The sequence below is a fragment of the Dyadobacter endophyticus genome (assembly GCF_014641595.1).
In the GTDB taxonomy this organism is placed as follows: domain Bacteria; phylum Bacteroidota; class Bacteroidia; order Cytophagales; family Spirosomataceae; genus Dyadobacter; species Dyadobacter endophyticus.
Window position 1 is genome coordinate 34635 of the sequence record NZ_BMIA01000010.1, and the last position, 12163, is coordinate 46797.

The 12163-nt window shown below is 45.2% G+C and carries 11 protein-coding genes and 2 pseudogenes; all 13 read right to left on the bottom strand.

The window, feature by feature from the left end:
- Window positions 1-2: 2 nt before the first annotated feature.
- Complete coding sequence (locus tag IEY24_RS32295; RefSeq protein WP_188939432.1) at window positions 3-1265, bottom strand: WcaI family glycosyltransferase; 1263 nt, start codon at window positions 1263-1265, stop codon at window positions 3-5.
- Between the two features lie 125 nt (window positions 1266-1390).
- Window positions 1391-1930: a putative colanic acid biosynthesis acetyltransferase gene (locus tag IEY24_RS32300; protein ID WP_188939433.1), complete on the bottom strand. Its 540-nt coding sequence runs from the start codon at window positions 1928-1930 to the stop codon at window positions 1391-1393.
- Window positions 1931-1934: 4 nt separating this feature from the next.
- A complete protein-coding gene (locus IEY24_RS32305) occupies window positions 1935-2510 on the bottom strand; it encodes a CatB-related O-acetyltransferase (RefSeq protein ID WP_229223382.1) in 576 nt (191 codons plus the stop codon).
- A gap of 2 nt (window positions 2511-2512) precedes the next feature.
- Window positions 2513-3679 carry a glycosyltransferase gene (locus IEY24_RS32310; protein ID WP_188939434.1) on the bottom strand — a complete coding sequence of 389 codons (1167 nt, stop codon included), beginning with the start codon at window positions 3677-3679 and terminating at the stop codon, window positions 2513-2515.
- 39 nt (window positions 3680-3718) lie between these two features.
- Entirely contained in the window at window positions 3719-4900 is a 1182-nt protein-coding gene (locus IEY24_RS32315; RefSeq protein ID WP_188939435.1) for a hypothetical protein, read from the bottom strand.
- Complete coding sequence (locus tag IEY24_RS32320) at window positions 4893-6104, bottom strand: glycosyltransferase (protein ID WP_188939436.1); 1212 nt, start codon at window positions 6102-6104, stop codon at window positions 4893-4895. Before IEY24_RS32320 ends, IEY24_RS32315 begins: the two co-directional genes overlap by 8 nt.
- 17 nt (window positions 6105-6121) lie before the next feature.
- Window positions 6122-6271, bottom strand: a pseudogene (locus IEY24_RS33255) (acyltransferase); the annotation flags it as partial.
- A gap of 102 nt (window positions 6272-6373) precedes the next feature.
- Window positions 6374-6688: pseudogene (locus tag IEY24_RS33260) on the bottom strand (hypothetical protein); the annotation flags it as partial.
- Between the two features lie 10 nt (window positions 6689-6698).
- The gene (locus tag IEY24_RS33020) at window positions 6699-7340 is read right to left on the bottom strand and encodes a CatB-related O-acetyltransferase (protein WP_188939438.1); all 642 of its coding nucleotides are present in this window, start codon (window positions 7338-7340) and stop codon (window positions 6699-6701) included.
- Window positions 7341-7348: 8 nt separating this feature from the next.
- Complete coding sequence (locus IEY24_RS32335) at window positions 7349-8710, bottom strand: lipopolysaccharide biosynthesis protein (RefSeq protein ID WP_188939439.1); 1362 nt, start codon at window positions 8708-8710, stop codon at window positions 7349-7351.
- A 278-nt stretch (window positions 8711-8988) separates the two neighbouring features.
- A complete protein-coding gene (gmd, locus tag IEY24_RS32340; protein ID WP_188939440.1) occupies window positions 8989-10131 on the bottom strand; it encodes a GDP-mannose 4,6-dehydratase in 1143 nt (380 codons plus the stop codon).
- A gap of 45 nt (window positions 10132-10176) precedes the next feature.
- Complete coding sequence (gene fcl, locus IEY24_RS32345; RefSeq protein ID WP_188939441.1) at window positions 10177-11118, bottom strand: GDP-L-fucose synthase; 942 nt, start codon at window positions 11116-11118, stop codon at window positions 10177-10179.
- Window positions 11119-11151: 33 nt separating this feature from the next.
- Entirely contained in the window at window positions 11152-12156 is a 1005-nt protein-coding gene (locus IEY24_RS32350; RefSeq protein WP_188939442.1) for a mannose-1-phosphate guanylyltransferase, read from the bottom strand.
- Window positions 12157-12163 lie beyond the last annotated feature (7 nt).

Consider the following 12163-nt stretch of genomic DNA (forward strand, 5'->3'; position numbering starts at 1 on the left):
TTTTAGTGGGTTAGATTACTGACAAATTCTTTTTTCGTTTGAACGATATCGAATAGGGTAGCCTCCCATTGCCTGAGTATGTTTTCCTTGCTCAGGTAAAGTTCGGAGTATTTTCTGGCGTTGTTCCGGTAATGGCTCAGGTCTGATGCAAGGGCCCTTTGAATGCCTTGGAGCAATGCATCTGGGGATTCGGGCTCTATTAGTATGCCCAGGTCATGATCAGAAATGACGTCGTAGAGTGTAGTACCGGGTACAGCCGACACAATTGGACATCCGCCGGAGGCGAGGATAGCGGTGAGCTTGCTGGGCATCACCAGGTCGGACGCCGACTTTTTCTGCAGTACAAGATGGACGTCAGCCGTGGCAAGCAATGCCGAAAGTTTGTTGTAGGGCTGCAAAGGGAAAAACCGTATGTTGTTCAGATTTGCATCGTTCGCAAGTTTCATCAGGTTTGCCTTTCCGCCGCCGGATCCAACAATCACGAATACTACGTCCTTACGGGATTGCAATGCCTTGGCCACCTCGATGATCACCTCAAGACCCTGCTTCTCGCCCAGGTTCCCGGAGTAAAGGATCACTTTCGAATCTTCGCTCAATCCGAATTCGGCAATAAGGGATTGCTCACGCGGCAACGGACGAACCATGTCCTGATCAACCCAGTTTGGAAAGAGTATGATTTTGGAGGATGGAATACCTTTAGCCACTATTTTCGATTTCATACCGGTACTGATGGTCGAGACCGCAGAACTGTTTTCAAAGAGGTTCTTCTCCAGTTTGAACATCATGTCCAGGGCAAACTTGTTCTTGATCATTTTCAGGTCGCGCGCCGCATCAACTTGAAGATCCTGGATATGGGAAATGAATTTTGTACCTCTTAATTTGGCGTACAACATGGGCAGTATCCCAAGGTGAAATGGTGGGGATACCGATATTATCAAGTCAAATTTCTTTGAAAACAGGCTCCGGAGGAATAGTGGAAAAATCGAACCCAGGAAGGAGAATTCATGTACGATCCTTTTGATAGAATTCACTTTCGCGGGAACATACAGGGGGCAGCGATGTATTTTTACACCTTCAACAACTTCGGTCATCCACCACTTCCCTTTGTATTTTTCGTGGATTTGCCACTCCGGATAGTAGGGTAGGGCAGTAATCACCTCGACTTCGTGATTTTGCCTTGCCAGCCACGCAGCCATCTCCCCGGTATATTTTCCTATACCGGTTAATTCTGGCGCGTAGTTAATGCCATAAATCAGAATGCGCATAAGTCAAATTAAATAACGTTGATAAAGGAGTCGTCAGGAACGCCCCATAATAGTCAGGCAAATATTTGTGTTCTGGCTTCTCGCAACGGGCAAATCTTCTTTACCTGGAAAGATCTGCCGAAAACCTAAATTCTGTCCTTCAGTATCCTGACTGGTGAGCCCATGCACACTTTATTGGCAGGCAATGACTTAAAGACCGAGGAGCGCGCACCAACAACGGTACCTGCGCCTATCGTTACGCCTGGGCCAACAAATACGTCGGTGGCCAACCAGCATTCGTTTTCGACGATAATGGGCTCATAGAATATCGGAAAATCATTCTTTGCATAATCGTGAGAACCTGTGCATAGATAGCTCTTCTGCGAAATCACTACATTATTCCCGATTTGAATCGGCCCCAGGCTGTACAATACCACATCGTCTCCGATCCAGCTGTGATCGCCAATCGTTACTTTCCAAGGAAACTGGGTATGCATGGAAGGGCGCAGGATCACTCCTTTACCGATCTTTGCACCAAAGGAGCGAAGCAAAAACCTGCGCCAACCGTACATAAACTGAGGGGTTGGGCGAAACAGAATTGCTTCCACAATCCACCATAATTGGACGTACCATCCCGGACGACCCCGGAAGTTTTCAGGAATTTGAAATAAGCTTAGCTTTTGCATGTATTTAGACTTTAACAGGTTTGTTTCTCCTGTTTTTCAATAATGGTCCGTCCAACATTTGCGTATGTAGCTGTTCTTCCAGCTCCGATGAAAACCGCCGTTTTATCAGTTTTGCGGGCACACCGCCAACAATTACATAGGGCGGCACATCCTTCGTAACGACCGAACCGGCAGCGATGATCGACCCGTCCCCGATGGTAACCCCGGCAAACACGGTAGCCCGCGAACCGATCCACACATCCCTTCCGACATTTGTTTTTTTAAGGACCGGCCGGCCCGAGAACGTAGTTGGAGTGCCGGGAAGATCGTAATTATGGTCGGCGCCCAAAATTTGGACTTCATGGGCCAACATCGTGTATCTCCCGAGGCTAACACCCGGATATATATTGCAGCCGTGCCCCACGAAAGAGAATGCGTCGGCTTGTAAATCCTTGCTTATGAGGGATTTGCCTCCTATATTAAAGGTCGGGTGGACGTTTTTGAGGCCATAGACGTATCTGACAAGATACCGCTTGTAGGATCTGTAAAGCATCGCCAGCGAATCACTTTGTTTCAGTTGGTCAATGATTTTGTGTATCATAACTATATTTTGCTAAGGACCTCATTAAAGATTTTTGCCTGAAACTTCGGGTTGTAGTATTGATCTATAACCTGGTAACAATCGGACATGATAGCTGTTGTTTTTACAGGATGTAGCATAAGCCATTTTTCTATACTTTCTGCCAGACTGGCGACATCATTATGTTTGAACAAATCACCGTTGAAACCTGGTCTGATGGATTCTACTTCGGGCATTTGAATATTTAAATTGTCATGCGAGAAGGTGGGCGTGCCATAGGCCAGGGAATGCACAGCCGTTAAACCTATTTCGCCGGGAGTAACACATAAATCGGAATGCATCAGGAGCTCTGCATTAGTGGCCTCATCATAGATTGCACCCTTGAAGACTATATTGTCAGACAGACCGAGGGTTTCAGCAAGCTGTTTAAGATTGCTTGCCTCCTGGCCATCTCCGATTATGATGCTGTTAAAGAACGGTTTACCGTGCTTCTTTTTTAAAATATCTTGTGCCTGAATAAGCAAGTCAAGCCTTTTTACATCATTAAGCCTTCCAATAAAAACAACAATGGGTGTATTGGCATCCTTGAACTCTTTATGCCTGAAATCGAGTATATCGGAGTGCTCCAAATTTTGTCGCAAAAGAAGGTTCTCCTCGTAGGCTAATGAATTGTAGATTACGTGTATGTCTTTATCTTCTCTTACCTTATATTTTTTCAAGATACTTGCAGATCTGTTTCCATACAAAAAGAAGCCGTCCGCAATTTTATAGAACCCGAATAATTTAATGTAGTCGACCAGGCCCGGATTATCCTTGTAAACGCCATGCATCCAGTAGTAAACTTTCTTCCCCTTTATTTTTGCGAGTATTACTCCAACCCAGGTGCTGAGAAAGTAGGGCGATCCCAAAAATATGAAGGAGTCGTAGTCACCTTTAAGTATTTCGCTGACCAGGCCGCTCTGCCATAAGAACTTCTTGTTTAACAGCCATATATTTTTTAGGAGTTTCCAACGAAGCCCACCTTCGTTCAACGGTTGATTCCTGTAACTTTCACTGATTAGTTTGATTTCTTTTTCTGCCGTGTTGCCCGATATAAGGGTGTATTCGACATTGCTGGACTGCATCAACTCTCGAAATATTGGCAGGCGATATAAGGCCAAGTAGTGATAGACTATCAGCGCTTTTTTCATTGTTGGATTCTTAGGATACGTTGAATAACTGCAATGGTATTATGCGGGCTGCCACTGTCTTAGCCCAGCTTGCCTGGAATAATCATCATCCCTCAATGTTTTCAACTTCTTGTTTTTCTTCTTTTCAATTTTTAGGTCCAGAAAACAGAACAGGACAAACAAGGGTGAATACAATACGAAGTTGACGACGCCGATAAAGAAAATCGAGGACATAAATGAGTAAAACAGGATCCTGTTTTCTTTCAGCAGCCCCAATCTGTAAATCAATACCGCACCCGAGATTATCCTGACATACCTCAGCAAGTTCTCAAATGAGAGTGAGTACCAAGTCATCCGATCCTCAAACGATGTTCCGTGCGTCAACATCTTATCCTCGAACCCGAAGAACGGGATCTTCAAAAAGGCATAATATCCTGCCGCCATAATAGATATGCTGACGATGATTTTTGTCAGGCTTAATCTGCCGTTGAGCAGCAGGTAAACAAAAAACGGTAATGCAAAAGACGGGACAAATGAAGTTGAGAACGTAAGCAGTGACCCCGCCGTGAATAATATGATGCAGGTTATATTCGAGAAGGTCTTCCTTTGAAAGAACAGAAAACTCATCGAAGCGAAGAATCCCGGAACCATCCCTGCTTCCATAAAGAACAGGTTAAACCTCGGCAGCTTAAAAGATTCCAGGGTGAAGAAGGTGTAAAGGGGAGTAAAAGGAAAATATACGTTCACTACATTACCAACATCCTTCCGGCTCCTTACTTCAACTTCCAGGTATTTCCAGGTTTCCATTTTGAGCTGATCGGAAGAAAAGTAAAATATGGAAGTGATTATGGTAGAGGCGATTATGAGTAGAAATAAATACTTCAAATTGCCCAGGAAAAGGGAAGAAGCATTTTTTAGAGAGAACAGGATCAAACAGCAAATAACGGTACAGCCCAAAATCACCATGTTCCCCAGGGCTACTTCCGCTTGCAGCGACAACATTTCCAGTATGAAAACCGGCACGTATGTCAGCAGTACAAGTTTGGCTGTTTTTCCGGCGTTCAGTTTATCGTATTTGTCTTTAAGTCTCGACGTCGATACGAAGGTCATCAGCGCGCAAAATGCAAGCAATACCAGGGCGTAACCGGTAAATTTATATCCAAGAAACATCGGACGAAGCGCGAAAAACGCCAGTGTCGACAAAAAGATGAAGATTCTTGCTATGAAACTAGTCTTATTCATTGTTGTTAGAGGCGGTTTGCGCCGTTAAACTCCTATTAAGTAGAAGTGCACTGAATTTCTCCGGCTTGTTAATCCGGATATAGCCATCGAAGTCCCCGTTCACCGTGAATTGGTTACGGCACAGTAAGTCTATTTTTTCCGTAATGTTTGCGGCTGCCAGCGGATCGGCCGCATGCCCGATTTTAAAGTCTTTCACCAATTGCCCAACCAGGCCGATATTGGAAGTGATTACCGGCTTTTTATACATGCAGGCAAAGCCAAAAATTCCGCTGCTGGAATAGAAATCGCGGTAAATCATTAATATCGCGGTTGATGCCAGTACGTATCTGTGAAACTCTTCCTGGGAAATATACCGGTCGTCCGTAGTGATTTCTATATGCGGGTTTCTTTCTTTAAATGCAGCAATAAAGTTATAGAGATACTCGCGATAAGCTTGATTTACTTTCCCGACAATCAATACGTGGGCGCCGGCTGTGAGTTCCGCGGACTGAGCAAGCGCTTCGAGAGAAGTAGGGACGTTCTTCTTTTCGTCAATCGAACCGATCATAAGAAATATAGGCTTGCCGGTATCCAGTTTCAGGTCCTTTCTTACATCAATTGGATTAGCATGTAAAAAGAAATCCGTGTCGACAGGATCAGGTAGAAAGTTAAATACTTTGTTCGGCGAAAGGAGATATTTCTGATTCAACGATTTGGCACCGGTCGAATCGTTCAGGATAAATATTTTTGAAGATTTATTTAACCTGCTGGCAATGACGTTCAGCAATAGGGTCTTGCCAACGGCCTTTAATTTATCTTTGAAAGTAACGGATGGCAAATGCATCACCGGCCTGAACCAAATGGTTCGTACATCCGCATTCAACGGATAAATCGGCAGGGAATATTGAAACCGGTCGAAGTTTAAGAGTGCAACCGAAGTGCAACTGCTATGTGTGCGCAAACGCTCGCGAAGGTCCTTTAAAAGAAGGAAATTTTGCCATCTGTTCCCCTGATAAAGGTTACCGATCGCCTCGATATTCAAATCCTGCAAATACTGGCCGCTGTCCGACAGCTTCCTAATTAACTCCGAATGCAGTAAAAAAAGATAAGTATTCCGTGAAGACGACGGCTCATTTCTGACAAACCGAATGAGGTGACTCACATAGTCAAGCCGGTGGCCGGTGTGGTCACTTTCATAAATTATCGTTTGAATCTTATCAGTCATCCCAGGTTGCTTATCGTTTTCAGGAACTTTGCCGGATTTCCACCCCATATTTCATTTTCGGGCACATCTTTGGTAACGACGCTGCCGGAAGCTATTATCGATTTATTGCCAATTCGTACTCCCTTGTTGATAATGCAGCGTGTTCCGATAAATACGTCGTCTCCGATGACAATTTCCGACGCTTTTGCATTAGGCCCGTCCGTTTTCGGCGAGCGTCTCAATTCATAGTCGAGCGAATGCATGTCCGAGTCGAGAATGATGGTATCGGCACCGATCTTTACATTATCACCAATTGTTATTCCCTTTTTTGCCCAGATGGATACGCAACTGAAACCGCAATTGTGTCCAATGACGAGTGATGCCCCCGAATCAACCCGAAGTGAACTTTGTATGTTCCTTCCGATGGAATTATACATCGCTCCGCTCATCAACCAAAAACCGTCACCTATCTGCAGAGTAGAATTGACTCCCTTTTTGATGTCAACCTGCCCACGAATGCGCATGTTCCACTGTACATCTGCTTTGTGGTACTTAAACTTAAGGAAATTGAATATCCTGTAATAAGTGGTTTTAATAGGGATCATCGGGGCAGACTTACTTTTTTAAATGATTTAGTAATCGTTTTGGATCGTCCATGTACGGGGCAAGGTCTCTTAATTGCGCATCGTCATAAGACCACCATTTTAGCCTTTGCAGACCAGCAATCTCCTCAGGATCAAAGCGGTATTTTACGATTTTCGCGGGTACGCCCGCCACAATCGCGTAGTCAGGCACATCCTTCGTTACCACCGCCCCCGAAGCGACGACCGCGCCGTCCCCGATGTTTACTCCGCCGATGATAATCGCACGCGCGCCGATCCAGACGTCGTTTCCGATCGTGGATTCTTTCTTTTCTTCAAAACTAAATTCGGTCCCGAAAAATGTGGAGCCTGCAATCGCTTTTTTATAAAAACCAGGATAAGTAGAAACAAATGAGAGGGGATGCCCGCCCATCCCGCAGATCACGTCTGGGCCGATACTGGTAAAACTTCCGATCGTAGCATTGCTGAAATAGGAATTTTTTCCCACATATGTATGCCTGTTTACTTTACATCCTACGAGCACACTATTGGGGAGTACTTTGATACCCGCACCCAGGAGGTCGGTGTCCGAAGACACCAAGGAAGAGTAAGCTATTTGCGATTGCGGAAACTTAAGTTTCGTTTTAATCGCGGCAATGAAGCTTCTAATGCCCATCAGCTATATTATTTAGACCAGAGGCCATTTGCAGTTCCGTTAAGTATTTTCTCTACCTGAAATGAGCATGTTAGCCCGATAACCAGGAAGACTATCGTGTTTGAGCAAATAATGCCCGGCAAGCCGTAAATTTTTCCCAGGTAAATTCCGAAAGGGATATTTGTAAGTGCGCCGACGATAACCAATATCAGTTGAAGGCGAACCTTATTTAAACCATTCAGAATATAAACATGCATCGTCTGCCACATAAAAACGACCGTGTATATGGCCATCGAACAGGCGAGGGGCCAGCTAAACGGAGCTTTATCACCTATCCAGATATGAAGAGCCGTCTTTGATACCATAAGTAAAACGATACTCCCTATGGAAAGCCCCAGCCAGGTTGTGCGAATCAGCCTGAGCGTATTTTTCATCCAGGAAAAGTCATTTTTCACATAAGCATCCGTAAATGCGCTCCAGTAAGGGGTAATGACGATCGTAAAAACCATTGTGATTACCGAGAACAGCTTAAACATGACATTAAACTCGGTTACCGATGTTGGGCCCAGTATTTTGGTGATAATAATATTATTCGTTTGAAATAACAGCATAGCGCCTATCTGTATAATGAAAAAGGTGCCGCCCGTGTTCATGATACTCTTCACGTACTTTATCCTTATCTTCTTGATGGAAGGGGTTAAAAACCTTAATGAAGAGCTGTACAGGTAAATACTGGAAATAATCAATACAAGAATCGGAATAAAAGTCAATGCCCAAACGAGGGTTTGCAAGTCACCTTCCACAAAATGTTTCAGAATGCTGATTGCAACTAAAATGCCAAGCTGTCCGATGAATGCAATGAGCGCCGCAATGGCGGGTTTATGAATCGCAGTCAACACGGTGTTGAGAACCTGCACAATAAACTGAACACAAAACGACGTCGAAACTATCATCATTATGTAGGTAATATCCCCGACGGCATTTTTGGGGATGTTCAGGAACTTCTCCCAGTCTATCAAAGGATTAACCGTGAAAAAGAAGAGAAAGAGCATCAGGCCGATGGCTGCCAGCGAAGCATAGGTGGTGCTGACAAGTATGCGTGCATCTTCCCGGTTTTCTTCTGCCATGGCGATGGCCAGCTTGTTTCTCAGCCCGTTCCCTAAACCGATATCAAAAAAAGTCATCCAGCCTACGATAGAGCTGATTGTGAGCCAGATTCCGTACTGAATTGTATTAATATAACTTATTGTACTCGAGACAAGGAGGAGGTTTACGACAATACCCCCGCCTTTAACCCCAAGCGACATCAGAATGTTATAAATCGCCGCCTGGGACCTTGGATCGTCCCTGCGCGTTAATGTTGTGATCTTAGCTTTAAGTGTTTCTAACATTCTCCGTTGATGCTTACCTTGCCAAAAATTTGAGAATCTGAGGTAACAATCTGGTAATTGGCCCGCCTGAGAACCTGCTATTTTGCATGATGCTTAAAACAGCAACGAAAAGACTGGCAAAGGTGGCCGATAGCGTGGCAGTGATGAGTATAGTGATACACCTTAACAACGTGTAATGAGCGAGTGCCTCCAAAGAAAGATGCTCGCCCGGCAAATTATGGCACTAAAGTTGCCGGAGGCGAACCTGTATGTTCGCCTCCGAAACAGTCTTTAAGCGCTTATTCGAAATAGTTCAAGACGCCGAATCCCTCTTTCAGCAAAAGCTGATCTTTTTGGAATAGCTTCAAGTCTGCACCTGCCATGTCCTCGATCAAAGTCTGCAAAGTGTATTTTGGCTTCCATCCCAGTTTTTCCTGAGATTTAGTCGGATCTCCGATGAGCAACTCAACTTCTGTCGGACGATAGTATCTTGGATCGATTTTCAGGATCACCGCGCCTGTTTTGAGGTGGCTGGTATCTTTGACACCAAGTTCCGCGAGGCGGTAAGTGTCAATTGAAGCAATCACACCCACTTCGTTTTCCTCTGTTCCCGAGAAAGTAACTTCAATACCCAGGAATGCAAATGTCAGGCGGATAAATTCGCGAACCCTGGTTGTTACGCCCGTGGCAATTACGAAATCTTCCGATGTCTCCTGCTGCAGAATCAGGTACATGGCTTCTACATAGTCTTTTGCATGTCCCCAGTCACGTTGAGCGTCGATGTTACCCATGTACAGGCAATCTTGCAGACCTAACACGATTTTGGCAGCTGCCCTGGTGATTTTCCGGGTAACAAACGTTTCTCCGCGCAAAGGCGATTCATGGTTGAACAGGATACCGTTCGAGGCAAACATGCCGTAAGCTTCACGGTAGTTTACAGTAATCCAATATGCATAAAGTTTGGCAACCGCGTAAGGAGAACGAGGGTAGAATGGAGTAGTTTCCGACTGTGGGACAGCCTGAACGAGGCCATATAGCTCAGAAGTCGATGCCTGGTAAATTTTCGTTTTCTTAGTCAAACCAAGAAGTCTTACGGCTTCGAGGATACGTAATGTACCAATGCCGTCTGCGTTGGCAGTATATTCAGGCATTTCAAAGCTCACCTGAACGTGGCTCATGGCAGCCAGGTTATATATTTCGTCCGGTTGAACCTCCTGAATGATACGGGTAAGGTTCATTGAATCCGTAAGGTCACCATAATGTAGGATGAACTTTGGATTTGCCACGTGAGGGTCTTCGTACAAATGATCGATACGATCAGTGTTAAACAAAGAGCTCCGGCGTTTTACACCGTGAACAGTGTAACCCTTCTCGAGGAGTAATTCGGCGAGGTACGCTCCGTCTTGGCCTGTAACCCCTGTGATTAATGCAACTTTTGACATGTTGAGTAGGATATTTATTTTTCCGGCAAATCCGGCGTTTTGAGATTATACAGCGTAAAGTTCTTGATTTGCAAGGAAGTCCTGATAAGCAAGTGCCACACCTTCCGGTAGCTCCACAGTATGCTTCCAACCTTCTGCGCGAAGTTTTGAGACATCCATTAATTTTCGTGGTGTCCCGTCGGGTTTTGTCGTGTCCCACCGGATTTCACCCTGGAAGTCGACAGTTTGTGCAACCAGTTCAGTCAGATCCTTAATCGACAGGTCTTCCCCGGTGCCAATGTTAACCAATTCACGTCCATCGTAATTCAGCATAAGGTAAACACATGCATCGGCGAGGTCATCGGCGAACAGGAATTCACGTTTTGGAGATCCGGTTCCCCAGGCCTCTACATAGGGCTTATTCTGTTCTTTTGCTTCGTGGAATTTCCTGATCAGGGCCGGCAGCACGTGAGACCCTTTCAAATCGTAATTGTCGCCATATCCATACAAGTTCGTTGGCATTGCGCTGATAAAGTTGCGACCGTACTGGTCACGATACGACTCGCATAGTTTGATTCCCGCTATTTTGGCGATTGCGTAGGGTTCATTCGTCTCTTCAAGCAGTCCGGTTAGCAGGTATTCCTCTTTCAGTGGTTGGGGAGCTAACTTGGGGTAAATGCAGGATGATCCCAGGAACATCAGCTTTTTTACGTCGTTGACATGTGCCTGATGTATCACATTGGCTTCAATCATCAGGTTTTCGTAAATGAAGTCCGCCCGGTAGGTATTGTTTGCAACGATGCCTCCTACCTTAGCAGCGGCAAGGAAAACGTAGTCCGGCTGCTCTTCCGCGAAGAAATCAGCGACGGCTTGTTGATTTCTTAGATCCAGTTCTGATGACGAACGTGTGATAATGTTTGTAAATCCGCGGTTGATTAGCGCTCTGTGAATCGCTGAACCAACCATTCCGCGATGTCCGGCAATATATATTTTTGCTTCCTTTTCCATCTTTAGAGATTACCTTATGGATTTTAATAGGTGTTACATTACCAACTCTGGCCTTTCCCTTTCAAGCCTTTCGTAAATTTTCTTAACATCCTGCGAACTGTTCTTGTCCAGGATCAGAATAGCATCGGCCGTCTCAACGAGAACAAGGTTATTGACACCGAGAAACTCAACGTGTTTCGTCGATCCCACTACACAATTGTTGTCAATGAACCGATGATTTTCTCCTTGAACCTCCCAATGTTCCCAGACAGACTCAAACGAGCCAAGGTCCGACCATCCAAAATCCGCTTTGATTACCTTGATCTTTTCAGACCTCTCCATCACGGCATAATCTATACTTTTAGAAGGGATCAGCATGGTTTCATGCTCGGGCACAAAGCCAGCAGCCATTTTTGAGAATGCTTCGACTGATGTCTGATGGATTTCAGGTTCAAATTTAGCGAGTTCTTCCAGGTAGGTTCCCGCCTGAAAGCAAAACATGCCGCTGTTCCATAGAAAATTCTGAGACTCCAAAAATGCCCAGGCGGTCTCGACATCCGGTTTTTCCCGGAACGAGAGCACCTCATTTTCAGAAAACTCGATGTACCCATAGCCGGTTTCAGGTTTAGTCGGCGTTATGCCAAATGTAACCAGATTCCCTTCGCTGGCCAATGAGGCCGCAGATTTAATAGCTTTGGAATATGCCTCCGCATTAGTGATAATGTGATCTGAAGGCGTTATCAGCAGCAGATCTTCCGACTTGACGGCCAGTGCGGCAAACGCAATGGCTGCTGCTGTGTTACGGGGAGCCGCTTCAATGATCTCGTTATATTTGGCGATGCCGGCCCTGGAAAGATCGGCGCGCGACAACAAGTAGTTGTCCTTATTGCCTACGATAAGGGTTTCGCCAATCAGATCCTTGTTTCGTTCTAAAGTCAATTGGAATAACGACTTATTTCCGAACATCGGAATGTACTGTTTTGGCATTGATTTGCGGGAAACGGGCCACAAGCGGCTTCCAACTCCTCCCGACAGAATGACGTGTATGAGGTTTGACATTTTACAG

What these genes read in the sequence shown, in the direction of transcription:
- IEY24_RS32295 (WP_188939432.1), bottom strand. Translation starts at nt 1,265, where the DNA reads ATGCGCATTCTGATTTATGGCATTAACTACGCGCCAGAATTAACCGGT.
- IEY24_RS32300 (WP_188939433.1), bottom strand. Translation starts at nt 1,930, where the DNA reads ATGCAAAAGCTAAGCTTATTTCAAATTCCTGAAAACTTCCGGGGTCGT.
- IEY24_RS32305 (WP_229223382.1), bottom strand. Translation starts at nt 2,510, where the DNA reads ATGATACACAAAATCATTGACCAACTGAAACAAAGTGATTCGCTGGCG.
- IEY24_RS32310 (WP_188939434.1), bottom strand. Translation starts at nt 3,679, where the DNA reads ATGAAAAAAGCGCTGATAGTCTATCACTACTTGGCCTTATATCGCCTG.
- IEY24_RS32315 (WP_188939435.1), bottom strand. Translation starts at nt 4,900, where the DNA reads ATGAATAAGACTAGTTTCATAGCAAGAATCTTCATCTTTTTGTCGACA.
- IEY24_RS32320 (WP_188939436.1), bottom strand. Translation starts at nt 6,104, where the DNA reads ATGACTGATAAGATTCAAACGATAATTTATGAAAGTGACCACACCGGC.
- IEY24_RS33020 (WP_188939438.1), bottom strand. Translation starts at nt 7,340, where the DNA reads ATGGGCATTAGAAGCTTCATTGCCGCGATTAAAACGAAACTTAAGTTT.
- IEY24_RS32335 (WP_188939439.1), bottom strand. Translation starts at nt 8,710, where the DNA reads ATGTTAGAAACACTTAAAGCTAAGATCACAACATTAACGCGCAGGGAC.
- gmd (WP_188939440.1), bottom strand. Translation starts at nt 10,131, where the DNA reads ATGTCAAAAGTTGCATTAATCACAGGGGTTACAGGCCAAGACGGAGCG.
- fcl (WP_188939441.1), bottom strand. Translation starts at nt 11,118, where the DNA reads ATGGAAAAGGAAGCAAAAATATATATTGCCGGACATCGCGGAATGGTT.
- IEY24_RS32350 (WP_188939442.1), bottom strand. Translation starts at nt 12,156, where the DNA reads ATGTCAAACCTCATACACGTCATTCTGTCGGGAGGAGTTGGAAGCCGC.